The sequence below is a fragment of the Flavobacterium sp. MAHUQ-57 genome, assembly GCF_051908335.1.
Lineage (GTDB): Bacteria > Bacteroidota > Bacteroidia > Flavobacteriales > Flavobacteriaceae > Flavobacterium.
The window spans coordinates 697,627-723,132 of record NZ_JBPZTE010000007.1 but is presented as its reverse complement, the minus strand read 5'-3'; the positions used below and the strand labels follow the sequence as shown (position 1 = coordinate 723,132).

The window sequence follows — 25,506 nt, the reverse complement described above, 5'->3', positions numbered from 1 at the left end:
CGGAGTTTTTTTATCTAGTAAGAATGAATTACTGAATTATAATTCTTTTAGTTCCTTCAAATCCATTTCCGGATAATTTCAAGATATAATTGCCTGTAGCCAAACTACCAAAGTTCAATCTCTGTTCCGTATTATCGATAAGAATGGAATTGGAATATACTTTTTTACCGTTAAGGTCAAATAACTCCAATAATGTTTTTCCGAAGTATTTACTTGAAGCGATAGTTACATTACCATCATTTATAGTTGGATATACTGTAAATGTGCTTCCTACAATTTCAACGTCATCTGTAGATAGTGAATTACCAGTAAAGGCTCCTGAAAACACTCCTCTTCCATAAGTCGCAGCAAATACCGTATTGTCATTACGTAATTGTAAATCCAATACTTTAACATCGCTCATTCCGTTGTAAGATTGGCTCCAAACTAAATTCTGAGTGGTATTCAATGCAGGATTAAATGTGTTGGTATACCATACACCTAAATCAGTTCCAATAATAATCTCTGAGGTATTTAAAGGGTTGTGTAAAATACATTTCACAGGAATGTTAGGAAGGTTACCTTCAATACTTGCCCATGTAACTCCTCTGTCCATAGAGTACCATACACTCGTAACACCGTAGTTGTGGAATGTAACGAATATCTGATTTTCATTCTGTCCAAACTCAACATCAGAAACACTTCCTACAAATCCAGGTCCACTAATGTTTGTCCATGTTGGTGTAGCTGTATCCGCATTAGTAATTAATAAAACTGTACTTCTATCTGTTCCAACTAATAGAGTGGTACTGTTTGTAGTATATTTTGAGACTCTTAGCGTTGTTGGCTGACTGGTAAGTAAAGCATTTGTCAATAGGGTTTGTGTAACTGATATGGTTTTAATATCGCTGTACTTCATGATTCGGAAAGTACCTCCAGTAGTGTAATCCGCATACAATAAGTCTAAATTGGAATCCAAAGCCATTGGGCAAATAAAGTCACCATTGCTAGAATCTTCATCATTGATAGTAAACGTAGTATCCGATAAATAATCATAAAGGTTGATACTTGAGTTGTAAACATAATTCGAAATTCTGTAAGGATCTGATGGATCCTGACTAAAGAAACTATACGCTCCGTCACCTCCTTGAATTCGAGTTGTTGACGATGGAGATGCATTGGTTACACCATTGAAATACTGAGTGCCGTTATCTTGGGCACCTGCTAAAAAATGGTCGTTGGCAAGTCCGTTTGTTGTTGGAGAAACACCAACGCTGTAAAATTGAGTAACGTTGTAGTTGGTAACTCTTGCAGGTATTACATTTGTATTAGCTGCTGAGGATAAACTGGATGCATAATATACACCGCCGTCATTACCAAAAATTGCTTGGTTATTGTTCGTTGGTCTAAAAACCATTACATGTTGATCAGCGTGTACGTTAGAACAATTTAAAGTAGATAAATTGTTGTTGTTAGACCATTTAGAAATTTGTGACCAGTTTGCACCACCATTAATAGATCGAAATAAATCAATACCGCCAATATAGACAATGTTGTCATTGGTTGGGTCACATTCAATTACTAAGTCATAACTAGCTTGTCCTCGTGTAAAGTCAGTCGGGGGAATATTAATATCCGCATCATCAGGTTGTGTTATTGCGGTAGGAGTTGTTGCAAAAGCATCAGTAGTTACTCCAATAGCCGGGGGATTTCCAGATGCTGTTGTTTGATAAAGAACGTAAAATTTATTCGCATTAGTAGAAGACGGTTCTATTTCCGTTCTTCTTGCGTTAGCAATGGTTGTTACTAGTGTCCAGCTCGTTCCATTCGTTGTTCTGTAAATTCTTCCACCACCATTTCCAAATGCATTTCGTGTACAGGCAAGCCATAAGTTGTTATTGATGTCTAATTCAAAATCATTTGGAGTAACATAGTAGGTTTTTCCTCCTGAAGTATTACTTTCTAATACTGTATCCGTAAAACGTGTCCAAGTAGCTCCTCCATTTGTGGTTTTGTAAATTCCTGCTTGCTCAACACCATTGTAATTTGTAGGATTCACTGCAGAGCTATAAACTGATGAACCTACTCCAATATACACTTCAGTTGTACCTCCATTGTTTCTTGCAATGATATCTGTAATGTAATTGATGCCAGCTACAAAAGATATTGTTGCTGAATAGTTAAAAGTACTTCCTGTGTAAGCCACTGGTACATTTACCCATGTTGTTCCACCATCAGTACTTTTGTAAACACCATTACCAACACAATCACCGCTTGTGTACAATTCTCCGGTTCCTAAATATAAAATATTAGAGTTGTTAGGGTCTGCAGTAATACATGAAACATTTAAATTTCCAGGTACGCCAGTCACTCTTGTCCATGCAGTAGCTGAAGTTATATCGTTATTTACCCAAAGTCCACCACTGGCAGCACCTGCAAATACTCTTCGTTTAGTAGCATCATTTGGATCAAAAAGTAAAGCTCTTGTTCTTCCTCCAACATTGGTAGGTCCTCTTTCGATCCAAGCGTTGTTAGAAGCGTCACCAGGTGTCCTCATAGCGACTCTTTCTTCTTTTAACCTAGATTGGGTTTCAAAGATATTTGCTGGTTCTGGTTTACCTGTCGATGGATCAATGGTTAATTCCCATTGACGTTCGTAAAATTTATTAGGTGGAATTGATGCTGCTTTGCGATCTTTTTTTGATAATTTTAAAGTCTCTTTAAATGGACTTTGTGCTAAAAATTTAGCATGTTTTTTTCGGAGCTTTTTAGCTTGACGATTACTTAATACTTTTCCTGCATTTTCATCCTTTTTGCTTTCGGTACTCTGTGAGTAAGATAGAGTGTAAAGGAAAAAAATGGGAAGTAAGAATAATAACTTGGTTCTCATTTTGGGTTTTAATTTGTATTGGCTGCAAAAGTAAACCGTATTAATGGATTACAAAAATTATAGTTTCATTTTATTTTTATAAAAAAGAACCCCGCAATTAATTGCGGGGTTCTTTTTTCTTTGTCTTGTATCTACTTATTCGATAATCAATTTTTTAGTACCAATGAATCCTTCTCCTGTTAATTTTAAAATATAATTTCCAGATCCTAAATTTCCGAAATTTATTTTTTGTTCAACAGTTCCAACATTGATTTTGTCTGTGTAAACCTTTTTACCTGTCAAATCAAATAATTCTAATTGGGTTTGACCAAAGTATTTGTTTGAAGTAAGGGTTACGCTTCCGTTGCTTATTGTTGGGTAAACATTGAATGATTTTCCGACCATTTCAAATTCGTCATTTGATAACGAAACAGCAGTTAATGGTCCTGAAAACACACCTCTTCCATAAGTTGCTGCATAAACATTATAAGCAGATGGTGATGTTGGTGAATTTGCTTGTAAGTCTAAGTCTGTAACTTTTACATTGCTCATTCCGTTGAATGATGACACCCATACCAATGATTGATTAGCTGTAGCAGTTGGGTTGAACTGTTTTGTATGCCAAACTCCTAGTTCAGTTCCGATCATAAGTTCTGCAGAATTTAACGGATTTTGTAAAATTGCTTTTACAGGTAAATCAGGTAAGTTTCCTTCGATATTGTACCAGTTAACACCAGCATTAGGTGTATACCAAATATTGTTTACACCATAGTTATGCATTGTTACGAAAATTTGACTGTCATTAGCGCCGAATTCGATATCAGAAATACTTCCCACAAAACCAGAACCTGTTATATCTGTCCAAGTACCAGCAGTAGTAGCGGCATTAACTACACGTAATAATTTTCCATTCATTACACCTACATAAAGCGTAGAAGGGGTAACTTTACCTACAGCTAGTGCGGTAGGATAAGATGTCAATAAGGCATTCGTTAAGTTAGTTCTACCAACTGATCCACTTTTGATATTGGTATATCTTCTAACTTGGTAAGTTGTTGTTGAGGCTCCACCAGTGTAATCTGAATACACAATGTCATTTGCTGAATCCAATGTCATCGCAGGATAAAACAATCCAAAATTTGAAGTTCCATCACTTAAAGTTCTTGAAGTGTTAGTCAATGTTCTGTAATTCATGTTATCATTATACACATAATTGGTGATGTAGTATTTGTCAGAATCTTGAGCAAATAATGGTTTTCCTCCATCTCCTCCTTGGATTTCATAACTTGAGTTTACACCTGCAGTTGCACCCACAGACGCACTTCTAGTTTGTGGGAAATAATTGGAACCATTATCCTGTGCTCCGGCTACAAAATAGTCTCCTGTTACACCAGTAACGCCATTCGGCATTACAGCCATTCCTACGAATTGAGTTGTATTGTAATTGTTATTACGAGCAGTGATATCAGTACTTGATGCAGCATCAGCAGTTGATAAACTTCCTGCATAATAAACACCACCATCATTACCGAATACTGCTATATTTGAATTTCCTGGTTTGAAAGTCATAGCATGTTGATCTGAATGTACATCTACAGTCCAATTCGATATAGTTGTCCATGCAGTTCCTCCATTATTTGATCTGTATAAATCAATACCACCAACGAAAATAATTTGATCATTTGTTGGGTCAGACTCTATCATTAAATTATAGAAAGCTTGTTGTCCAGTGAAGCCATAAGTAATTTCTCTTGTTTCATTTCCAGCTGGTAAAGCCGTAACAGTAGGTGCTGTTGCGAAAGCATCAGTTGTTCTTAGTAGTTGAACTTCAGTAGTTGGATTAGTCCCATCTGCTTGTTTTAATTGTGATAAAACATAAAGTTTGTTCGCGTTAGTTCCTGATGTTTCAATTTCTACTCTGGCTCCGCCACCATTTCCTACAACTGTATGTTTTAATTGAAATGAAGCACCATTGTCTGCAGAACAAAATACTTTGCCTCCGCCGTCATCAAAAGTAGAACTGTCAGTTGATGAAACCCATATTTTTCCATCTATAGCAATTTCGATGTCGTTAGGGCATGTTTTATTGTTGCTAGGGGATAACGGAAGAGTTAATAAAGACCAAGAAGTACCTCCATTTACTGATTTATACAAGCCATAAGTAGTTGGGCTAAATAAACTGTTGTTTCTAGCATCTGCATAAACACCGTCACCTAATGCAACATAAATTTCAGATGTACCACCGTTGTTTTTGATGGCAATGTCATTAATGTTTTGTACACCAGAGACAACATTTCCTGTAAAATCTCCCGGTTGAGTTGGTACAAAAGAACCAGTAAGACTAGTAAGATTTGCTACCAAAAGATCTCCGTCTTCTTTGGAAATCATCATGGTAGGAATTGTTGCGTCAAATAAATCGTCTTGAGCCATCCCTACAGGACCAGCTCCTGCAACATTGTTCATAATGATTACTCCTATAGCTCCGGCATCTTGAGCCATTGAAGCTTTGGATTCAAATGAACAAGTTCCTCTTCGAATTAAGGCAAATTTACCAGTTAAAGAACCAGCAGGTAATGCTGAACACGCGTCATCTGTAGGAGCGGCTCCATCATTTACCAATTGAATTTGCGCGTTAATAGTTGAATTGATTGGCGCACCAAAAGTAGTGGCAACTGTTGTTACATATCCTCTTATTACACCAGCGTTTGAAGGTGATGTGATTTGTAAATTATATACAGCACTTTGTGTAGTTGCTACAGTACCTCCACCAAAAACACGTGTCCAAGATGTTCCGGCATTAGTTGTTTTCCAAATACCATTACCGTTTACATCACCACCAACATAAGATTCACCTGTTCCTACATACCAAGTGCTGGAATTGTTAGGGTCAACCGCTATAGTTTGAACATTCAAATGTTCAGGTAATGTAGTAATTCTTGTCCAAGTTGATGCAGCACTACTAATATTGGTGTTTTTCCACAAACCACCACTAACTCCACCTGCTATAACTGTATTGAAAGTAGCGTCTGTTGGATCAAAAATAATGGCTCTGGTTCTTCCGCCCACATTGTTAGGTCCTCTTTCCACCCAGTTGTTGTCAGTTCCGTCACCTGGAATACGACCATTAGCCATTGCGTTTTGTCTTTCTTGTGCTAAATTTTCTCTAATTGTAGATAAATTTTCAGGTGTAGGTTTACCCAGTGAAGGGTTCATCGATAGCACCCATTCTTGTTCGTAATATTTGTTGGGTGGTAAACAAGCATCTTTTCTTTCCGATTTTGTCATTGCTAACGTTTTTTGGAAAGGGTTTTTTTTGATATGCAATGCATGTAGTTTGCGTAGCTTTTTAGTAGCTTTATCGACTTTTTGCTTTTTAGGCTTAGAAGAATTCACTTCTTCTGTTGTAGTGTTGCTGTTGCCGTCTGTTTTAGCAACCGATTGTGAATAACCGGATGTAAAAACCGCTAATGCACAGCTAAGTGACAAAAGTAGATTTCTTTTCATAATATAGTTGTTGAAAATTGGTATTGCGCGCTAATATATGGTTTTTTTAAAGTTAGTTTTCAATTTTTATGAAATTATCTTTTTTTTTGTTAAAAAACCTTTGTTAAAATCAAAAGTAGTAAAAATATTCTTACAATAGATTCATTGTTATTATAACTTTTTCTTAAAACAAAAAAGACCATTAAAAAATGGTCTTTCTATATTGCATACATTCCGTTATTGTTAAAATACAGATTGCTTTTTTATTTTTTGGCTCTACCTTTATAAGGCATTTGAAATTATTTTGTTAAATTTTAATGCATTGCCATCAGTGAGCATAGAAACAAAATGACAGATGTGAAGCAAACGTTCATACAGTGTTTCTTTTTCGATGTTTTGCTTCTCAGGAAGAATTTTCAAAAGTAAATAATCAAAATTAGTGGCTTTTCCTTCGTGTTTGTTGTTGTACGCCGTGATGAATTTATCCAACAGGTTGTTGATAATTTGATAACCGTTGATTTCTTTTTCAATGACTTCTCGGCTCTGATAAATGTTTTTAACACTCAACTTGATAATGTCATTCATTTGTGCATTGTACCTGCTTTTTTCAGTCAATGCGAAAGGAAATTTCCCTTGTAAGATCGCTTCCTCATTTTCGATAAACACTTTTACTGCATCATTGATTAGGCTTCCAATTGCTAATGCACGTAAATAACTAATGCGATCTTCTTTAGTAGTCAATGCATTGTATTTAGAGGAGTCGATTGAGTCTTTAACCAAGTTGATCAAATATTCCAGAGCAAAATCCTCGGAAACCAACCCTAAATTGATTCCGTCTTCAAAGTCAATTATGGTATAACAAATGTCATCGGCCGCTTCTACTAGATAGGCTAGTGGATGTCTTTCATAACCGATGTTATCATCCGATTTATTAGGAATCAAACCTAATTCATGGGCCACTTCTTTGAAAAAGCTTTTGTCTTGTTGGAAAAAGCCATACTTTTTATCAGCTATGTTTTGTGTGGGTTTTTTCGGAAGGCTTTCTTTTGGATACTTCATGAACGCTCCCAAAGTGGCGTAGGTTAGTCGCAATCCGCCTTCTACACCGGGACGTGAGCCGGTTACAACCGAAAACCCATTGGCATTGCCTTCAAAATCAATTAAATCTTGCCATTCTTTATCAGTTAACTGACTTTTATACTGTTGTCCTTTTCCAATAGAAAAATATTCGCCTATGGCTTTCTCTCCTGAATGACCAAACGGTGGATTTCCAATGTCGTGGGCTAGTGCGGCGGCAGCTACAATCGCTCCAAAATCATTCATGTGGTAACCATGTACTTCCTGTAGATAAGGGTATTTTTCTAATATTTTTTTACCAACAAGTCGTCCCAATGAGCGTCCTACTACCGATACTTCTAAACTATGGGTAAGTCGGGTATGAACGAAATCCGTTTTGGATAGTGGAATAACTTGTGTTTTATCTTGTAGGCTTCTAAAAGCGGCAGAGAAAATAATACGGTCATAATCGACTTCAAAACCCAAACGGGTGTCATCTTGTTCTTTACGTAATCGTTTACTGGTATCGCCTTGGCGTTTTAAAGATAAAAGTTGTTCCCAGTTCATCATTGGTTTTTAATTTTTTAGAATGCAGATTTTGTAATTGTTTTATGTTGGATTTTGGCTTTCTTTCTTCATGCAGATGCTGTTTTCCACACCAATATATTGTCCGTAATTCGGGATAAGATGATAGCCGGTTTTTTCATACAATACAATGGCACTTTCGAGTTTAGGGGAAGTTTCAAGAATGAAGTTAGGGTAGCCGGTTTCAGTTGCCCAGTTTTCCAACTCGCTTAAAATGAAACGGGCAATACCTTTGCCTCTGTGATCCGGATGCACAAACATGCGCTTGATTTCAGCTGTGGTGTCGTCAAATTTTTTGAAAGCACCACAACCCACCGCAGTTTCATTTTCATAAACAACTAAAACATGATCCATTTGAACATTGTTGTAGAAAGCAAAAAAATCTCTTTCTTCTCCATCAATATCAACAAGGTATTCATCAAAAAGTGCTGATAACTTTTTGAAATCAGGATTGTCTGAATTGGTGCGAAGTAAATCCATTAGTCTTTATCGTTTGCCAGAAAAAACACACGTGATTTTTTAGGATACAAATTGTAGCTTTTATCACTCGGATTTTCAATCACCGTTTTGATGTTGATGCGGTCACCCAATTTAAAATTCTTCTCAGTATATTGGTAATCCAATAAGTATTCACCACAGAAATAGTTCCCGTGTTCGTCCTTTTCGATGATTCCTGTATAGATTCCTTTTTTATCTTTTGACATTGTATGAGGTGTAATATAATAGTAATTCAAACTAGTTTCAACCTGCAAAGTTATGAAGACTAATCCTTATTTGTTGGTTGCTACGGTATTATTCCTGATTTTCAATATCAGAACCTATTTGGTCTATAGCGTAAAACGATTCCATTGCTTTTTCAAAATCTTCTTTCCTTACAACGTAAGTGTCTGTAATGCTATCGTGCCAACCTCTGGAGGGAGTTCCGAAAAAAGAGAAAGCTTCAAAAGGAATTATTCGGCAAAAAGCTCTTTTGAAGAAAGTGGCATTGTCTGGTATAGAACCGTCTTCAAAAACAACTATGGTTTTAGTGATGAATTTTGCAATACTTCTTTTGAATAGTATTCCGGTCAAGCCGTAATAAAAAATTAAGATGACTAAACCCACTACGTATTCCATTAGTTTGCCCATGTTTGCAAGAGGTTCTAGCAATTCGGGTTTGTCGATTAAGACGCAAAATATACCAAATACCGAGCCTATTATTATTGCAAGAATGATTCTGATAATGTAATCTAAAATAAAATTGGCTAAACGTTGTCCGTGACTAGCTAATAAATCATCGGTAACTTCAAATGTTCTGTTCATGGTTAAATTGAATTAGGGCGTTAAATATATAAAAAACAGCTATCCTAAGACAGCTGTTTCATAAATTTTAATAATGTAAATATTAAGATCCACACATTTCGCAATCTTCCGGACCAGCATTTTTAGCCAATTCGATCATTGCTCTGTATTCTTCAACACTCATAGAAGCCGGTTCTTCCACAACTTCAATGGTTACAGCTTGTGTTTCTTCTTTTACTTCTACAGGTTCTGCTTTTTTATCGTTATTCAATGTAAATTTAATCGCGTCAACCGCAGCTTTGGTTCGCAAATAGTACATTCCTGTTTTTAAACCCGATTGCCAAGCGTAGAAATGCATCGAAGTCAGTTTCGCATACGTAGCGCCTTCCATGAACAAGTTCAACGATTGTGATTGGTCAATGAAATAACCACGCTGACGTGACATATCGATGATGTCTTTCATCGACATTTCCCAAACGGTTTTGTATAGTTCTTTCAAATCTTGCGGAATGGCATCAATGTTTTGAACCGAACCATTATGACGCATGATTTGTTGTTTCAATTCTTCGTTCCACAATCCGCGTTTTACCAAGTCTTCTAATAAGTGCTTGTTTACTACGATAAACTCTCCTGAAAGTACACGACGAGTATAAATGTTGGAAGTGTACGGTTCAAATGCTTCGTTGTTTCCTAAGATTTGGGAAGTCGAAGCTGTTGGCATTGGTGCCATTAATAAGGAGTTACGTACTCCATGTTCCATTACTTCTTTACGTAAAGAAGCCCAATCCCATCTTCCTGATAAATCGGAATCCTGTAATCCCCAAAGGTTGTATTGGAATTCTCCTTGTGAAATTGGTGATCCAGCAAAAGTAGAGTACGGTCCTTCTTCCTTCGCCATTTCCATGGAAGCGGTTACCGCAGCAAAGTACATGGTTTCGAAGATTTCCTGGTTCAATTGTTTTGCTTCATCACTGGTAAAAGGCATTCTCAATAAAATGAAAGCATCAGCTAATCCTTGTACTCCCAATCCTACCGGACGGTGACGCATATTAGAGTTTTCAGCTTCTTTTACAGGATAGTAATTTCTGTCAATTACTTTATTTAAGTTTCTCGTTACACGTTTGGTAACCGAGAATAATAATTCATGGTTGAATTTTCCGTTTTCTACAAACATCGGTAACGAAATCGAAGCCAAGTTACAAACTGCAATTTCATCTGCAGAAGTATACTCCATAATTTCGGTACACAAGTTCGAAGAACGAATGGTTCCTAAGTTCTTTTGGTTGGATTTACGGTTAGCCGCATCCTTATACAACATATAAGGTGTACCGGTCTCAATTTGTGATTCTAAGATTTTCTCCCATAATTCACGTGCTTTGATGGTTTTTCTTCCTTTGCCTTGTGCTTCATAAGCAGTGTACATAGCTTCAAATTCATCTCCGTATACATCGTATAATCCCGGACATTCGTTTGGACACATTAATGTCCATTGGGCATCTTCCTGTACACGTTTCATGAATAAATCCGAAGTCCACATTGCATAAAACAAATCACGCGCACGCATTTCTTCTTTACCTGTATTCTTCTTAAGATCTAAGAAATCAAAGATGTCAGCATGCCATGTCTCAATGTAAACAGCAAAACTTCCTTTTCTTTTTCCTCCACCTTGATCTACGTAACGTGCGGTGTCATTGTAAACACGTAGCATCGGTACGATACCGTTTGAGGTTCCGTTTGTACCACGGATGTACGATCCCGTTGCACGTACGTTGTGGATAGATAAACCAATTCCTCCCGCTGATTGCGAGATTTTAGCCGTTTGTTTTAACGTATCATAAATTCCATCAATACTGTCGTCTTGCATTGCTAACAAGAAGCAAGAAGACATTTGTGGTTTTGGCGTTCCTGCGTTGAATAATGTTGGCGTAGCGTGTGTGAAGAATTTCTTCGACATTAAGTCGTACGTTTCAATCACTGCATCTAAATCATTAAGGTGAATACCTACAGAAACACGCATTAACATATGTTGAGGGCGTTCTACAATCTTACCATTGATTTTCAATAGGTACGAACGCTCTAAAGTTTTGAATCCAAAATAGTCGTAGTTGAAATCACGGTTGTAAATAATGTGTGAGTTTAAAAACTCCGCATTGTCCATGATTACCTTGTGTACTTCTTCTGATAAAAGAGGTGCCTCTTGATTGGTTCTAGGGTTTACATAATGGAACATTTCATTCATCGTTTCTGAGAACGATTTGTTGGTGTTCTTGTGTAAGTTAGAAATTGCAATACGAGCCGCTAATTGTGCATAATCTGGGTGAGATACCGTCATCGAAGCCGCTGTTTCTGCAGCTAAATTGTCTAATTCCGAAGTGGTTACTCCGTCGTACAATCCTTCAATAACACGCATGGCTACTTTTACAGCGTCCACCATGTCATTCAATCCATAGCATAATTTTTTAATTCTGTCTGTGATTTTGTCGAACATCACTGGCTCTTTATGGCCGTCTCTTTTTACTACGTACATAGTTTTAGTTTTGTGAAAGTAAACAATCCCTTCTTTACTTTCTGGTTATTTATTTGATTTAACGTAACGCAAGTCTCCCGACTTTTTAAACGCGCTTTTATTGTGTTCCGAATTTAGTTGGAGCTTTATCCTATCTCGTCCTGAAGACGAGACCTGTATCTTTTTAATCGCGCTGCGCTCTTTAAAAAGGATGCCGGCTCTATAAGGGCTAGGGCTTCAAGGTAACCCGGAAGGGTAATCGTTGAATGACTATTTTCTTGGCTGTGACTTAAAAATCGGCGTCGAAACTAATTTTGTTGGCATCGGTGTCATTGTTCATTACACCTGCCTTTTGGTATTCCGCTACACGTTTTTCAAAGAAATTCGTTTTCCCCTGTAGCGAAATCATATCCATGAAGTCGAATGGGTTAGAAGAGTTGTACTCTCTTTCGCATCCTAATTCTACTAATAATCTGTCGGCAACAAATTCTAAATATTGGGTCATTAAAGTCGCATTCATTCCAATCAAACTTACTGGTAAAGATTCAGTAATGAATTCGCGCTCAATGTTCAAAGCATCTACGATAATTTCTCTAATTCTTGCTTTTGGTACTTTATTTACCAAGTGATGGTTGTGTAAGTGCACCGCAAAATCACAATGTACTCCTTCATCACGAGAAATTAACTCGTTCGAGAAAGTCAATCCTGGCATTAAACCTCTTTTCTTCAACCAGTAAATCGAACAGAATGCTCCTGAAAAGAAAATTCCTTCTACTGCTGCAAAAGCGATCAAACGTTCTGCAAACGAATCCGATTCAATCCATTTTAATGCCCATTCTCCTTTTTTGCGGATAGCTGGGAAAATTTCCAATGCATTGAACAATTCCGCTTTTTCAGCTTCGTCTTTTACATAAGTGTCAATCAATAACGAATACGTTTCGCTATGAATGTTCTCCATCATGATCTGAAATCCATAAAAGAATTTTGCCTCAGCATATTGTACTTCGTTCACAAAGTTTTCCGCTAAATTCTCGTTCACAATACCATCTGAAGCAGCGAAAAAAGCTAAAATATGTTTGATGAAGTATTTCTCGTCATCCGATAATTTGTTGTTCCAATCGGATAAATCTTGATGTAAATCAATTTCTTCAGCAGTCCAAAAACTGGCCTCCATTTTCTTGTACCACTCCCAAATGTCGTGGTGTTTGATAGGAAAAATAACAAATCGATCTTTGTTTTCTTGTAAAATGGGTTCCATAGTAGCCATAGCTATTTGAAAATTAGTGATTTAAAAAAAATGATTTTGTGTCTTGATTGGGTCTACAAAGATTTGAATTTGAAACCAAAAATGAAAGACATAGTTATTCACAATTGCCTTGAGTTTTTAACAACCCAGCAAAATAAGGGCTTGACAGTTGATTAATTCTAATCAATTGAAAATCAAACAAATAAAAATTGAATTTTTAATGAACAGTTGTAAAATAAGGAGTTAAGAACGGCGGCTCACAACTTGAAAAAAAGTTTATTTTTTCAATTCTTCCGCTACTTTTTCAAGTTCTTCGTACCATTCTATTCCGAATCGTCTTACTAAAGCTTCTTTTACGAATTTGTAAACAGGAACTTCTAATTCTTTGCCTAAGGCACAAGCTGGTGAACAAATGTCCCAACGGTCATAATTTACCGCCTGAAAACTGCTGAATTCTTTAACTCGAATTGGATATAAATGACAAGAGACTGGTTTTTTCCAGTCAATTAATCCTTGATTGTAGGCTTGTTCTATACCACAAAGTGCCGTAGCGCCATCAAAAATGACATAGGCACAGTCCTTATCGTCAATAAGTGGTGTGCCTATTTCATTGTCTTTATCGGTTACCCAAGTGCCTTGCGCTTCTATAGCTGCAATGCCTTCTTTGCGTAAAAAAGGTTTTACTATCGGGTAGATCTTTTCTAAAATTGCAGTCTCTTCTTGTAGCAATGGTGCTCCAGAATCACCATCAACACAGCAGGCTCCTTTGCAGGCTGTAAGGTTGCAAACGAACTCTTTTTCTAAAATATCTTCTGATACGATGGTCTTGCCTAACTGAAACATGATGGTCTAATTTTGAGCGGCAAAAGTACAAAGATTAATTACATAACCTTACATGAATTGGTATTCTGATTTGTTAAATGTAAAGGACTCTTTGCTTAAGGCCGTGCATTGCATTTTCATACTTCTTTTTTTGTCTTTTAAATCGGTGTAATCCATAGACATTAACAGTGGTTTTTCACCGGGTTTGAAAATGTCATTGAATACATTAGGGATGCCTTGGGATTGTTGTGATTTGAACAACTCCGAAAAACTAACTTTGGCTTCGTTCGTATAATACATAATCATGTTGGTATTGGCACTTGTAGCTTGAACTCCTTTGCAGTTGTATCCTAAAATAACTTTGTTGGGTAATTTTTTATAGGTGTATTTTTCTGCCTTGGGTTTTGCGTTATTGTAATCTGCAATTTTGGAAACCATCGCTATTTTCTTTCCTTTTTTATTGAAGCCGGTAATGGTGGTTTTGGATTTGGTATCCATTATCATCAACATGTCGTTGCCGGACTGATTCATCTTTGCACCATAATACGTCGCATTGGGTTGTAGGTAATACTGAAAATCGATCGTTTTTCCGGATTGCGAAGTCATGTGCATATTGTACTTCCAGCTAAAGGTATACTTGTCGGGTAGGGTAGATGGATCTACTTTGTTTCGTCCCATTTTCATCGCATCCATCATCGCTTTTTTTTGTGCTTCGGTGGGTGCTTGCGCCGATAGGTTGTGACCAAAGGATAAGGTAATTAGTAAAACGATAAGCAATCTTGTTTTTTTCATAGTTTGTTTTTTGTTTTAATTGTTTAATGTTGACTTAATATGATTTGTAGTTGAGTTCTTGTTATCTCTTGCATAGCCTCCTTCGTCTATTGCAGAACGAATACTGCCTCTTGCATAGCCTTCTTCATCTATTGCAGAACGAATACTGCCTCTTGCATAGCCTCCTTCATCTATTGCAGAACGAATACTACCTCTTGCATAGCCTCCTTCATCTATTACAGAATGAATACTGCCTCTTGCATAGCCTCGTTCATCTATTGCAGAACGAATACTACCTCTTGCATAGCCTCGATCATCTATTGCAGAATGAATAGTAACTATTGTTGTGCCAATATTTTTTATTGTTGAAGCTTTATTTTAAATGTAAAATCTACTATTCACTGAATACTAAACACTAAGTACCAATACCAAGGACTAAGGACTAAATACTAAGTGCTAAGTGCTAAGTGCTAAGTGCTAAGTGCTTCTAAATAAGTAAAATTAAGAATAAAAATACTTTGTTTTGAAATCGAACCGATTTAAAATACCTTTGTAGGATAAAATTGATACAGTATGGCATTTGACTGGAAAGAAGTTTTTACGGTAGGTATGGTCTTATTCGCGGTAATTGATATTGTGGGAACCATTCCAATTATTGTGGATTTGCGCAATAAAATTGGTCACATTCATTCGGAAAGAGCGAGTTTGGTTTCAGGATTGATTATGATTGTTTTCCTTTTCGTGGGAGAAGAAATTTTAAAATTTATAGGTGTTGATGTCAAGTCATTCGCCGTTGCAGGATCTATTGTGCTCTTTTTTCTGGCTCTGGAAATGATTTTAGGAATAAGTATTTATAAGGACGAGGAGCCAAAAACAGCCAGTATTGTTCCGATAGCGTTCCCTTTAATTGCCGGTGCTGGTACCATGACTACATTGCTTTCTCTCCGTGCCGAATACCAGTCGATAAATATAGTGGTGGCAATCCTGATTAACATCATTATTGTGTATGCTGTGTTGAAACTTTCTGGCAAAATTGAACAAATGCTGGGTAAAACCGGATTAGGGGTTATCCGAAAAGTATTTGGAGTGATTTTGTTGGCAATAGCTGTTAAATTATTTGCGGCTAATGTTAAAGGATTGTTTGTTTAAAAAAGAATACCCTAAATTTGTCCCAATAATAAATACGTGATGAAAATTTTTACTTACATAATTTTAGCTTTTGCAGCAGTACTTATAGGTATCAATGTAATGAAGTTGGATTTTAATAACTTGTTTGAAGGAGATAGCTTGGTAGGACTAATCGGTATCCTTGCTATTTTGTGTGCAGTGGTTATTTTATTGATCTTCAGAGTGTCGAAAGCTATCGACGAAAAATTAAAAAAACAATCATAAATGTTGGATGTTCTTATTATTGGCGGTGGTGTTTCCAGTGTTTCCTGTGCTTTGATTTTAGGTTCGGCACACAAGAAACCTTTCGCTCAGGATAAGAAGATTGCCATTCTTACCCATCAAAAAGCATCTTCACTTCAAGATGCTATTTTTTTTAATGCCTACGGTATTCCTGCTGGAAAATTAGGTGCCGATATCTTGCTTGAAACTACGCAACATTTGCATGAAACTTATCCTCATATCCAACAGATTGAAGGGGAAAAAGTGCTGAAAGTGTCGCCAATTGCCGAAGGCTATGAAATAGTGACCAATCATCATTCGTATACTTCTAAAATTGTGGTAGTAGGTATTGGTTCTTCTAATTTATTTGCCATCGAAGGATTGATGGATTATGTAGAGCCTCACTCGAAATCATTACCCGAAAAACAACGTATCCAACTCAAAAATACGGATCATAAAGTAGCTGAAGGTCTGTATGTTTGTGGTACATTAGCTGGACATAGAAGTCAATTGGCTATTGCTTCCGGAAGCGGAGCTGCTGTCGCTACAGATATATTAGTGCTTTGGAATAACGGGATAGAAACCCACAGTCACGATAGTGTGCGAGTGAAATAAGCTTAGTTTTTTAACGCTGCTTTAATCATTGGGTCATCTTTTAAAACAACCTTGAAATATTCGTTTTCTCCCAATAACTGACGGCAAAATTCAGCAGTAAGGTATCGTTTGATGAATGCTTTGCTTTTCTCTAATTCGATATATCCATCCGTTTGGGTTACGAACTCTTTGAACTGATTGAAATAGATATCGGTTGCGTTGATTTTCTCTTTGATTTGATCCGAAGTAAGTTTCTCAAACGATTTTCGGTCTTTGTCGATGGCTTTGAATACAAAATTAGTCACCACGCCCGATTGCATTAACATTGGGATTACTTCATTGCCTTTTATGGCTTCTATGGGTACAAAAACATCAGGAACAATTCCACCACCGCCATAAACAATTCGTCCTTTAGGGGTTTTGAATTTTAAAGTATCGGCTATTTTGATACTGTCTTTGGCATACAATTCGCCATTGTGGTAACGATTCATGAAATCATTAAAATATTCATTGCTTCCGTGATCGTAAGGCTTTTGAATAGAACGTCCGGTAGGTGTGTAGTAGCGTGCAACGGTCAAACGTACACTTGAACCATCTTTAAATGGCATTTCGCGTTGTACTAAACCTTTTCCAAACGAACGACGGCCAACAATTAATCCTCTGTCGTTGTCTTGAATTGCACCGGCAATGATTTCGCTTGCTGATGCCGAGTTTTCATTGATTAAAATGATGATTTTTCCATTTTCGAATGTGCCTTCCGTTGTGGCAAATGTTTTGTCGATACGTCCTTTTTTGTTCTTAGTAAATACGATCAGCTTTTTTTCTTTTAAAAACTCATCAACAATCTCAACTGCTTCTTCAAGATAGCCTCCTCCATTATCTCTTAAATCCAATACCAAAGTGGTTCCCTTGCTATTAATGATTTGAGTCAAGCCTTTTTTGAATTCTTCAAATGTAGTCTCTGCAAAACGATTGATTTTGATGTAGCCTGTTGTTTTGTTTAGCATTATGGCAATGTCAACGCTTTTAACTGGTATAACATTACGGGTAATGGTAACATATAACTTTTTCTTTTCGGATTTCCGATAAATAGTGAGCATAACCTTGGAGTCAATTTCTCCTTTTAAGACATTGTACAATTTATCAGTATTGATTTTTTTGCCATAAAGTTGTTTCTTGTCGGCCATCAAAATACGATCTCCGGCTTTGATTCCTGCTTTGTAAGCAGGACCGTCTTTAATTGGATTAATAATGGTAACAGTGTCGTTTTCAATGAAAAAATTCACGCCAATACCTACAAAATCGCCACGCATGTTTTGTGCTTCGGCTTCGGCATCATTTTTAGCAATATAGACCGAATGGGGATCTAATTTTTCTAAAATCCCAGTTACGGTCTGATCTACTATTGAATCGGTGTTGACATTGTCAACATATTCCGAATCAATAAAATCAATGAGTTTATTGAGTTTTTGTTTGGTTTCGTTTTGAGTGATTTGTTGGGTGGAAACCGGTGCTTTGATAAAGATACCGCCTAGCAGAAATCCTACGGCAACTGCCGAAAAAACGAGTAAGGGTAAGTATACTTTATCTATTTTCATTATTCTAAATCTTCTATGTGTTGTACTTCAACGCCAGCTTTTAAAAGAAATTGTAATCCCGAGTCGTCTTTGTAACCTTCATAGTAGACTACTCGTTTTATTCCAGACTGGTGAATTAGTTTACTGCACTCTTTACATGGGGAAAGTGTGATATATAAGGTTGCATCTTTACACGATTGTGTCGAATTGGCAACTTTCAATATTGCATTGGCTTCTGCATGTAAAACATACCAATGGGTAAGGTTGTTTTCGTCTTCACAACAGTTTTCAAACCCGGAAGGTGTTCCATTATAACCATCGGAAATGATCATTCTATTATGCACAATAATCGCGCCGACTTGTTTTCTTTTGCAATAGGAAAGCTTGCTCCATTCTTTTGCCAAACGAAGATAGGCTTTGTCGTATTTGTTTAATTTTTTTTCTTTCATGTTATCGGTTCCAAATCGGACTGTGAATAATCATTGGTACAACCACTCCTAATATAAATGCCGACATCACTAGTGTCCAGTCTCTTTTGTTGAATCTGAAAACCGTTTGAACGATATAGGATAAAATCAATACAATGAAAACTACTATAATTTGAGCAGCTTCAATACCTAAGGCAAATTCCCCCAACGGTAAAAGTTTGTCTGTTGTATCGCCAGGTAAAATGGCTTTAAAATAATTAGAAAACCCAAGGCCGTGAATTATTCCAAAGAAAAGCGTAACAATTGCGATTAAACTGATGTTTTCGGTTTTGTTGTTTTTTCCGGCGGTAAATAGGTTGTATAGTGCAACAATTAAAATGGTTATGGGAATTACAAATTCCACAATGTTTTCGCGAATGTAAAGTATGTTGAATACAGAAAGTACTAATGCAACACTATGGCCAATGGTGAAAAGGCTGACCAATACAAATAATTTTTTCCATTCGTTGAACGAGTATGGAACCGTTAGTCCAATCAGGAATAAAACATGGTCATAAGCATTAATGTCTAGGACGTGTCTTAATCCCATTTCAAAATATAACCAAAACTCTTGCATATGTGATAGATTTTAGGAGAACCAAACTTACAAAAATTATTTGTTTCCATATTTTATTGATAGTGCTAAATTTTTGAAAACATTTTTTAAATGAGTACATTTGTAAGAAATTAATAAAAACAAACATATGTCAATCTCTGATTTATTTGATAGCGAATTTAAGGCAAGAAATAAAGGACATTTCTCGGCTATTGTACGTGTTGCCATTGCTGATGGTGATTTAAGCGAAGAGGAAAAGCTTTTTTTAGATAAATTAAAAAATCGTCTTGAAATTTCTGATGCAGAATATGAAGAAATTCTTGAAAATCCAACGAAATACCCTATTAACCCGCCATCTTTACACGTGCAACGTTTAGAGCGTTTGTATGATTTGTCAAGAATGGTATATGTAGATCATGTGTTAGGGCCAAAACAGAAAGAGATATTAACCAAATTCGCTTTGGCGCTTGGTTTTACTCCTGGAAACGTTGCTTATATTGTTGATAAAGCTTTTTCATTGCTGATGTTGAATGTTGATTTGGATACATTTGTATATGAAATGCAACATATGAATAAGTAATACTAGTGAAATTAAATATAAAAAGAGCCATGCAATTGCATGGCTCTTTTTATTAGTAGTATTGTAATGAATCAGATTTTAAAAGTAATTACAGGTTTGTGGGCATGATTGACCAAACTTTCGCTAACACTTCCGTTTAAGAAATGTGCCAAGCCTTTTCTTCCATGAGTGCACATGCCTACTAAATCGGCTTTGACTTGATTGGCAAAGTTCAAAACACCAGCTTCGATATTGGCATCATTATAAATATGAGTTTCGTAATTTTGAATATTGAATTCTTTGGCGAAATTATCAATTATAGATTGAGCGGTGTGTGTCGATTTGAAGTTGTTTGGAGTGTTGATATTTAGTAAGTGTAACTTTGCTCCAAAATCATTCGCTAATTCTACAACTCTTGCAAAAGGTTTTTTGATTTCATCGGAGAAATCAGAGGCAAAAACAAAGTTATCTACATTGAATGTGCCTTTGTCGTCTTTTATGATAAGTACAGGAATATCAGAATTCCGAACTACTTTTTCTGCATTAGATCCTACAAACATTTCTTTCATGCCGTTGGCTCCGTGAGAACCCATGATAATTAAATCAATATCGTAATTTTTGCCAATTTTCATTATGCCTTGATGGGCAACATCCAGTTGGACGATTTCCGAAACTCTAACATCTTCAAGATAGTCTTTGTCGAGGAGTTCTTCCATTTTTCTTAGGACAGCATTTTTGAAAAACATTACTTCAGGGATTTCTAGGCCATGTGTGATTGCGTCGTTTTCTTGGTGAGGCAATTCAAGCATGTGAACTAAAATGATTTCTCCATCGTTTTTTTTGGCAATTTGAGCGGCTACTTTCAGTGCGTACTCTGCATGTTCAGAAAAATCAGTAGGGACTAATATTCGTTTCATAATTTTGATGTTTAGAGATTAAAATTAATTTTCTTAGCCAAAGAGTACTTTAAAGGTAAGAAAAATTTTAACATAATACAATAATTTCATTATTATAAAAAAAGTAGTATATTTGCACCATTATTTAGTAGTTTTTTAAATAATGAGGCACGCAAAGCGTGCCTCTTTTTATACAATATGGGATTTAAAGAAAAAGTAAAGCAATTATTAGACGAAGGTTTGGCGGAATATCCAGATCTGTTTTTGATTGATTTAACCATTACCGATGCTAACAAAATTATTGTAACTTTAGATGGTGATAATGGGGTGCAGTTGCAAGACTGTATCAATATCAGTCGTGCTATTGAGCATAATTTGGATAGAGAAGAGCAGGATTTCGCATTGGAGGTGGCTTCAGCAGGAGTGTCGGCTTCTCTAAAGCAGGTTCGTCAATTCAGAAAGAACATTGGTAGAACTTTGACTGTAAAGACAAAAACGCAAACCATTGAAGCAAAATTGGTAGATGTATCGGATGAAGCGATTACGTTGGAATGGAGTTCGAGAGAACCTAAAAAAATAGGAAAAGGAAAAGAAACAGTGCTGCATAACGAGAAAATAGTGTATGATGATATCGTGGATGCAGTGGTTACTATAATATTTTAAATTAAAGAGTTGGCATGGAGAATTTAGCATTAATCGATTCGTTCTCAGAATTCAAAGATGATAAACTGATAGATCGTGTAACGCTTATGGCGATTTTGGAAGATGTGTTCCGTAACGCATTGAAGAAAAAATACGGTTCAGATGATAATTTTGATATCATTATCAATCCTGATAAAGGTGATATGGAGATATGGAGACGCAGAGTTATTGTTGCAGATGAGGATTTGGATTTTGAAAATGAAGAAATTTCTCTTTCAGAAGCGCGTAAAATAGAGCCGGATTTTGAAATCGGAGAGGAAGTTTCAGAGGAAGTAAAATTAATTGATTTAGGAAGAAGAGCTATTTTGGCGTTGCGTCAGAACTTGATTTCTAAAATCCATGAGCATGATAATACAAATCTTTACAAACAATTTAAAGATTTAATTGGTGATATTTATACGGCAGAAGTGCATCACGTACGTCCAAAAGCCGTAATTTTGGTAGATGATGAAGGAAACGAAATTGTATTGCCAAAAGAAAAGCAAATACCTTCTGACTTTTTCCGTAAAGGAGATAACGTTCGTGGGATTATTGAAAATGTAGAGCTTAAAGGAAACAAGCCTCAAATTATCATGTCTAGAACTTCAGAAAAATTCTTGGAGAAATTATTTGAACAAGAAATTCCAGAGGTTTTTGACGGGTTGATTACCATTAAAAAAGTGGTCCGCATACCAGGTGAGAAAGCGAAAGTAGCTGTTGATTCATATGATGATCGTATTGATCCGGTTGGTGCATGTGTGGGAATGAAAGGTTCTCGTATTCACGGTATCGTTCGTGAGTTAGGTAACGAAAATATTGATGTGATTAACTACACAAATAATTTACAGTTGTTTATCACAAGAGCATTAAGCCCTGCTAAAGTTTCTTCAATCAAAATTGACGAAGAAAAGAAATCTGCAGAGGTGTATTTGAAATTAGAAGAAGTATCCAAAGCAATTGGTCGTGGAGGTCATAATATCAAATTGGCTGGACAATTGACAGGGTACGAATTGGATGTAATCAGAGAAGGAAATGTGGCGGAAGATGATGATGTTGAATTGTCTGAGTTCTCTGATGAAATTGATGGCTGGATTATCGACGAATTTGCAAAAATCGGATTGGATACAGCAAAAAGCATTTTAAGTCAGGATGTGAATGATTTAGTTCGTCGTACAGATTTAGAAGAAGAAACCATTCTTGAGGTTATCAAGATTTTAAAAGAAGAATTTGAAGATTAACCACCTTAATCCAACAAATAAAAATAAATCATAAATAAAATTTATGTCTGAAGGAACAATTAGAATAAACAAAGTTTTAAGGGAATTTAATATTTCGTTAGAAAGAGCTGTCGATTTTTTAAAGGACAAGGGATTTACTATTGAATCCAATCCTAATACGAAAATCAACGACGAAATATACAATGTCCTGTCAAATCAATTTGCTGGAGACAAAGGCAACAAAGACGCATCCAAAGAGGTTGGTGAAGAAAAGCGTAAAGAAAAAGAAGCGCTTCGTTTAGAGCGTGAACACGAATTAGAAGAAAAACGCAAACAGGAAGAAGAACGCGCACGCCAGGAAGTTATTAAAGCGAAGGCAAGTGTTATTGCTCCAAAACAGGTAGGTAAAATTGATTTGAACCCTAAACCTGCTGAAGTGAAACCTGTAGAAGAAGCGCCAAAAGAAGAGGTGAAACCTGTAGTGGTGGAAACCCCTAAAGTGGAACCAGTAATAGTGAAAAAGGAAGAGCCGAAAATTAAAGTGGAGGCGAAACCTGAGCCTAAAGCGCCAGTAATTGAGAAAAAAGTAGAGAAACCAACTTCAAATCCTTCAGTTGAAGCGTCTCCTGCCGAAGAAACTCATGCTACACAGTATACTAAGCTTACAGGTGCCACTTTTACCGGACAAACTATCGATTTGTCACAATTCAACAAACCGAAAAAGAAACCGGAAGATAGAAATCAAAATAAACCAGGAGGCAATAATAATAATGCTGCTGGTGCAGATAAAAAGAAACGTAATCGTATACCTTCTAAACCGGGTCAACCGGGTCAAGGTGGCGGTCAACCGGGTCAAGGTGGTCAAAACAGACCTCAAGGACAAGGTGGTTTCAATAAGCCAGGAGGTAGCCGACCTTTCGGTAAAGGAAATAATCAACAGCGCCCAGCTATTGTAAAAGTAGAGCCTACCGAAGAAGAAGTAAAAAATCAAATCAAAGAAACTCTTGAGAGACTTCAAGGGAAAGGAAATAAATCAAAAGCAGCAAAATACCGTCGTGACAAACGTGATACTCACCGTCAACGTACTGAGGATGAATTGCAGGCGCAAGAAGAAGGAAGTAAAGTCCTAAATGTAACAGAATTTGTTACTGTTGGAGATTTTGCTACTATGATGGATGTGCCAATTACAAAGGTTATCGGTACTTGTATGTCATTAGGTATCATGGTAACCATGAATCAGCGTTTGGATGCGGAAATCTTGAAAATTGTCGCAGATGAATTTGGTTATGAAGTAAAAATTATCACTACTGATATTGAAGAAAATACCGAAGTTATTGAGGACAGACCGGAAGATTTAAAACCGCGTGCTCCAATTGTAACGGTAATGGGTCACGTTGACCATGGTAAAACATCATTATTGGATTATATTCGTAAAACGAATGTAATTGCTGGTGAGTCTGGTGGTATTACACAGCATATTGGTGCATACGGAGTTGAGTTGGATAACGGTCAGGAAATTGCTTTCCTAGATACGCCAGGTCACGAGGCGTTTACCGCGATGCGTGCACGTGGAGCTCAAGTTACAGATATCGCTATTATTGTGGTAGCAGCGGACGATGATATCATGCCGCAAACCAAAGAAGCAATTAGCCATGCGCAAGCGGCAGGTGTTCCTATCGTTTTTGCTATCAATAAAGTGGATAAACCAACGGCTAATCCAGAAAAAATTAAAGAAAAATTAGCTGCCATGAATTTCTTGGTGGAAGATTGGGGTGGTAAGTACCAATCGCATGATATTTCTGCAAAAACAGGATTAGGTGTTAAAGATTTATTGGAAAAAGTATTGTTAGAAGCTGAAGTTCTTGAACTTAAAGCAAATCCAAACAAGCCAGGTGTTGGTACGGTAGTTGAAGCTTTCTTGGATAAAGGACGTGGATATGTTTCTACTGTATTGGTTCAGGCAGGAACAGTTAGAGTTGGAGATTATATTTTAGCAGGTAAAAACCATGGTAAGATTAAGGCAATGCAAGATGAACGTGGTAAAAACGTTAAAGAAGCAGGTCCATCTACTCCAATTTCAATCTTAGGTTTAGATGGTGCGCCAACCGCAGGTGATAAATTCACGGTTTATGAAGATGAGCGTGAAGCAAAACAAATTGCTGCAAAACGTACGCAATTAATGCGTGAACAATCGGTTCGTGTTCAACGTCATATTACATTGGATGAAATTGGTCGTCGTATCGCATTAGGACAATTTAAAGAATTGAACATTATCCTTAAAGGTGACGTGGATGGTTCGGTTGAAGCATTATCCGATTCATTCTCTAAATTATCAACTGAAGAAATTCAAATCAATATTATTCATAAAGGAGTAGGTGCAATTACAGAATCAGACGTAATGTTAGCTTCTGCTTCAGATGCAATCATTATCGGATTTAACGTTCGTCCAGCTGGAAATGCAAAACAGCTTGCAGAAAAAGAAGAAATCGATATCCGTCACTATTCAATCATTTACGCGGCAATCGACGATTTACGTGATGCAATGGAAGGAATGCTTTCTCCTGAAATGAAAGAAGAAATTACGGGTACTGCAGAAATTAGAGAATTATTCAAAATTTCTAAAGTGGGTACTATTGCAGGATGTATGGTTACTGATGGTAAGATTCTACGTGCGAATAAAATCCGCTTGATCCGTGAAGGTGTGGTAATTTACACAGGTGAATTAATTGCATTAAAACGTTTCAAAGACGATGTGAAAGAAGTGTCTAAAGGATACGATTGTGGTATGCAGATTAAAGGCTACAACGATATTCAGGAATACGACATTATTGAAGGATTTACAGAAGTTGCTGTGAAGAAAAAATTGAAATAATAGTAGAATTGCTATATAAAAAAGCTCCGATTTTTTCGGAGTTTTTTTGTTTTTCGGAAATAGTTGTCAATAAATATTTTACAATTTAATTGATTAAGTG

The 25,506-nt window shown here is 36.6% G+C and carries 21 protein-coding genes; 7 read left to right on the top strand and 14 right to left on the bottom strand.

All coding sequences use genetic code 11. The features are described 5' to 3' along the window. Nucleotides 1-28: 28 nt before the first annotated feature. From ACS8MM_RS11300 to ACS8MM_RS11255, 10 genes are all read right to left on the bottom strand, one after another. Nucleotides 29-2,869, bottom strand: coding sequence for a T9SS type A sorting domain-containing protein (locus ACS8MM_RS11300; protein ID WP_379716851.1), 2,841 nt, complete (start codon nucleotides 2,867-2,869; stop codon nucleotides 29-31). A gap of 135 nt (nucleotides 2,870-3,004) precedes the next feature. Next, entirely contained in the window at nucleotides 3,005-6,352 is a 3,348-nt protein-coding gene (locus tag ACS8MM_RS11295) for a PA domain-containing protein (RefSeq protein WP_379716848.1), read from the bottom strand. A gap of 261 nt (nucleotides 6,353-6,613) precedes the next feature. Then, the gene (locus ACS8MM_RS11290; protein WP_379719001.1) at nucleotides 6,614-7,954 is read right to left on the bottom strand and encodes a deoxyguanosinetriphosphate triphosphohydrolase; all 1,341 of its coding nucleotides are present in this window, start codon (nucleotides 7,952-7,954) and stop codon (nucleotides 6,614-6,616) included. A 42-nt stretch (nucleotides 7,955-7,996) separates the two neighbouring features. After that, nucleotides 7,997-8,452 carry a GNAT family N-acetyltransferase gene (locus tag ACS8MM_RS11285; protein WP_379716845.1) on the bottom strand — a complete coding sequence of 152 codons (456 nt, stop codon included), beginning with the start codon at nucleotides 8,450-8,452 and terminating at the stop codon, nucleotides 7,997-7,999. Further along, the gene (locus ACS8MM_RS11280) at nucleotides 8,452-8,676 is read right to left on the bottom strand and encodes a hypothetical protein (RefSeq protein ID WP_379716842.1); all 225 of its coding nucleotides are present in this window, start codon (nucleotides 8,674-8,676) and stop codon (nucleotides 8,452-8,454) included. Before ACS8MM_RS11280 ends, ACS8MM_RS11285 begins: the two co-directional genes overlap by 1 nt. 88 nt (nucleotides 8,677-8,764) lie before the next feature. Next, nucleotides 8,765-9,274, bottom strand: a complete 510-nt coding sequence (locus ACS8MM_RS11275) for an RDD family protein (protein WP_379716839.1) — start codon at nucleotides 9,272-9,274, stop codon at nucleotides 8,765-8,767. An 82-nt stretch (nucleotides 9,275-9,356) separates the two neighbouring features. Beyond that, a complete protein-coding gene (locus ACS8MM_RS11270) occupies nucleotides 9,357-11,780 on the bottom strand; it encodes a ribonucleoside-diphosphate reductase subunit alpha (RefSeq protein WP_379716836.1) in 2,424 nt (807 codons plus the stop codon). 268 nt (nucleotides 11,781-12,048) lie between these two features. Beyond that, the gene (locus ACS8MM_RS11265; protein WP_379716833.1) at nucleotides 12,049-13,026 is read right to left on the bottom strand and encodes a ribonucleotide-diphosphate reductase subunit beta; all 978 of its coding nucleotides are present in this window, start codon (nucleotides 13,024-13,026) and stop codon (nucleotides 12,049-12,051) included. A gap of 255 nt (nucleotides 13,027-13,281) precedes the next feature. Then, nucleotides 13,282-13,848, bottom strand: coding sequence for a DUF3109 family protein (locus ACS8MM_RS11260; protein ID WP_379716830.1), 567 nt, complete (start codon nucleotides 13,846-13,848; stop codon nucleotides 13,282-13,284). A gap of 48 nt (nucleotides 13,849-13,896) precedes the next feature. After that, a complete protein-coding gene (locus ACS8MM_RS11255) occupies nucleotides 13,897-14,619 on the bottom strand; it encodes a DUF4412 domain-containing protein (protein ID WP_379716827.1) in 723 nt (240 codons plus the stop codon). Nucleotides 14,620-15,171: 552 nt separating this feature from the next. Here ACS8MM_RS11255 and ACS8MM_RS11250 point away from each other — a divergent pair. Genes ACS8MM_RS11250 through ACS8MM_RS11240 form a run of 3 tightly spaced genes read left to right on the top strand, consistent with a single transcriptional unit; the run spans nucleotide 15,172 to nucleotide 16,602 of the window. Next, complete coding sequence (locus ACS8MM_RS11250) at nucleotides 15,172-15,747, top strand: MarC family protein (RefSeq protein ID WP_379716824.1); 576 nt, start codon at nucleotides 15,172-15,174, stop codon at nucleotides 15,745-15,747. 39 nt (nucleotides 15,748-15,786) lie between these two features. Beyond that, nucleotides 15,787-15,990: a hypothetical protein gene (locus ACS8MM_RS11245; protein WP_379716821.1), complete on the top strand. Its 204-nt coding sequence runs from the start codon at nucleotides 15,787-15,789 to the stop codon at nucleotides 15,988-15,990. Next, entirely contained in the window at nucleotides 15,991-16,602 is a 612-nt protein-coding gene (locus ACS8MM_RS11240; protein ID WP_379716818.1) for an NAD(P)/FAD-dependent oxidoreductase, read from the top strand. 2 nt (nucleotides 16,603-16,604) lie between these two features. Here the strand turns inward: ACS8MM_RS11240 and ACS8MM_RS11235 are convergent, their stop codons facing one another. From ACS8MM_RS11235 to ACS8MM_RS11225, 3 genes are read right to left on the bottom strand one after another with little or no spacing between them, the layout of a single operon-like run. Then, nucleotides 16,605-18,179: a S41 family peptidase gene (locus ACS8MM_RS11235; protein WP_379716815.1), complete on the bottom strand. Its 1,575-nt coding sequence runs from the start codon at nucleotides 18,177-18,179 to the stop codon at nucleotides 16,605-16,607. Next, entirely contained in the window at nucleotides 18,179-18,607 is a 429-nt protein-coding gene (locus ACS8MM_RS11230) for a deoxycytidylate deaminase (protein WP_379716812.1), read from the bottom strand. Before ACS8MM_RS11230 ends, ACS8MM_RS11235 begins: the two co-directional genes overlap by 1 nt. Before the next feature lies 1 nt (nucleotide 18,608). After that, nucleotides 18,609-19,202: a HupE/UreJ family protein gene (locus ACS8MM_RS11225; protein ID WP_379716809.1), complete on the bottom strand. Its 594-nt coding sequence runs from the start codon at nucleotides 19,200-19,202 to the stop codon at nucleotides 18,609-18,611. Between the two features lie 127 nt (nucleotides 19,203-19,329). Here ACS8MM_RS11225 and ACS8MM_RS11220 point away from each other — a divergent pair, with 127 nt between their 5' ends. Then, nucleotides 19,330-19,761, top strand: coding sequence for a TerB family tellurite resistance protein (locus tag ACS8MM_RS11220; protein ID WP_379716806.1), 432 nt, complete (start codon nucleotides 19,330-19,332; stop codon nucleotides 19,759-19,761). A gap of 71 nt (nucleotides 19,762-19,832) precedes the next feature. Here ACS8MM_RS11220 and ACS8MM_RS11215 read toward each other — a convergent pair whose 3' ends face one another. Further along, nucleotides 19,833-20,657: a universal stress protein gene (locus ACS8MM_RS11215; protein ID WP_379716803.1), complete on the bottom strand. Its 825-nt coding sequence runs from the start codon at nucleotides 20,655-20,657 to the stop codon at nucleotides 19,833-19,835. A 177-nt stretch (nucleotides 20,658-20,834) separates the two neighbouring features. Between ACS8MM_RS11215 and rimP the strand changes: the two genes are divergently transcribed. The 3 genes from rimP to infB are packed head-to-tail and all read left to right on the top strand — an operon-like array spanning nucleotide 20,835 to nucleotide 25,406. After that, on the top strand, nucleotides 20,835-21,299 hold the full coding sequence (gene rimP, locus ACS8MM_RS11210; protein WP_379716800.1) for a ribosome assembly cofactor RimP: 465 nt from the start codon (nucleotides 20,835-20,837) through the stop codon (nucleotides 21,297-21,299). A 14-nt stretch (nucleotides 21,300-21,313) separates the two neighbouring features. Then, nucleotides 21,314-22,555, top strand: a complete 1,242-nt coding sequence (nusA, locus tag ACS8MM_RS11205) for a transcription termination factor NusA (protein WP_379716797.1) — start codon at nucleotides 21,314-21,316, stop codon at nucleotides 22,553-22,555. A 43-nt stretch (nucleotides 22,556-22,598) separates the two neighbouring features. After that, nucleotides 22,599-25,406 carry a translation initiation factor IF-2 gene (gene infB, locus ACS8MM_RS11200; protein ID WP_379716794.1) on the top strand — a complete coding sequence of 936 codons (2,808 nt, stop codon included), beginning with the start codon at nucleotides 22,599-22,601 and terminating at the stop codon, nucleotides 25,404-25,406. Nucleotides 25,407-25,506 lie beyond the last annotated feature (100 nt).

Excerpts from the sequence above, each read along its gene's own strand:
- ACS8MM_RS11300 (WP_379716851.1), bottom strand. The coding sequence starts at position 2,869 with ATGAGAACCAAGTTATTATTCTTACTTCCCATTTTTTTCCTTTACACT.
- ACS8MM_RS11295 (WP_379716848.1), bottom strand. The coding sequence starts at position 6,352 with ATGAAAAGAAATCTACTTTTGTCACTTAGCTGTGCATTAGCGGTTTTT.
- ACS8MM_RS11290 (WP_379719001.1), bottom strand. The coding sequence starts at position 7,954 with ATGAACTGGGAACAACTTTTATCTTTAAAACGCCAAGGCGATACCAGT.
- ACS8MM_RS11285 (WP_379716845.1), bottom strand. The coding sequence starts at position 8,452 with ATGGATTTACTTCGCACCAATTCAGACAATCCTGATTTCAAAAAGTTA.
- ACS8MM_RS11280 (WP_379716842.1), bottom strand. The coding sequence starts at position 8,676 with ATGTCAAAAGATAAAAAAGGAATCTATACAGGAATCATCGAAAAGGAC.
- ACS8MM_RS11275 (WP_379716839.1), bottom strand. The coding sequence starts at position 9,274 with ATGAACAGAACATTTGAAGTTACCGATGATTTATTAGCTAGTCACGGA.
- ACS8MM_RS11270 (WP_379716836.1), bottom strand. The coding sequence starts at position 11,780 with ATGTACGTAGTAAAAAGAGACGGCCATAAAGAGCCAGTGATGTTCGAC.
- ACS8MM_RS11265 (WP_379716833.1), bottom strand. The coding sequence starts at position 13,026 with ATGGCTACTATGGAACCCATTTTACAAGAAAACAAAGATCGATTTGTT.
- ACS8MM_RS11260 (WP_379716830.1), bottom strand. The coding sequence starts at position 13,848 with ATGTTTCAGTTAGGCAAGACCATCGTATCAGAAGATATTTTAGAAAAA.
- ACS8MM_RS11255 (WP_379716827.1), bottom strand. The coding sequence starts at position 14,619 with ATGAAAAAAACAAGATTGCTTATCGTTTTACTAATTACCTTATCCTTT.
- ACS8MM_RS11250 (WP_379716824.1), top strand. The coding sequence starts at position 15,172 with ATGGCATTTGACTGGAAAGAAGTTTTTACGGTAGGTATGGTCTTATTC.
- ACS8MM_RS11245 (WP_379716821.1), top strand. The coding sequence starts at position 15,787 with ATGAAAATTTTTACTTACATAATTTTAGCTTTTGCAGCAGTACTTATA.
- ACS8MM_RS11240 (WP_379716818.1), top strand. The coding sequence starts at position 15,991 with ATGTTGGATGTTCTTATTATTGGCGGTGGTGTTTCCAGTGTTTCCTGT.
- ACS8MM_RS11235 (WP_379716815.1), bottom strand. The coding sequence starts at position 18,179 with ATGAAAATAGATAAAGTATACTTACCCTTACTCGTTTTTTCGGCAGTT.
- ACS8MM_RS11230 (WP_379716812.1), bottom strand. The coding sequence starts at position 18,607 with ATGAAAGAAAAAAAATTAAACAAATACGACAAAGCCTATCTTCGTTTG.
- ACS8MM_RS11225 (WP_379716809.1), bottom strand. The coding sequence starts at position 19,202 with ATGCAAGAGTTTTGGTTATATTTTGAAATGGGATTAAGACACGTCCTA.
- ACS8MM_RS11220 (WP_379716806.1), top strand. The coding sequence starts at position 19,330 with ATGTCAATCTCTGATTTATTTGATAGCGAATTTAAGGCAAGAAATAAA.
- ACS8MM_RS11215 (WP_379716803.1), bottom strand. The coding sequence starts at position 20,657 with ATGAAACGAATATTAGTCCCTACTGATTTTTCTGAACATGCAGAGTAC.
- rimP (WP_379716800.1), top strand. The coding sequence starts at position 20,835 with ATGGGATTTAAAGAAAAAGTAAAGCAATTATTAGACGAAGGTTTGGCG.
- nusA (WP_379716797.1), top strand. The coding sequence starts at position 21,314 with ATGGAGAATTTAGCATTAATCGATTCGTTCTCAGAATTCAAAGATGAT.
- infB (WP_379716794.1), top strand. The coding sequence starts at position 22,599 with ATGTCTGAAGGAACAATTAGAATAAACAAAGTTTTAAGGGAATTTAAT.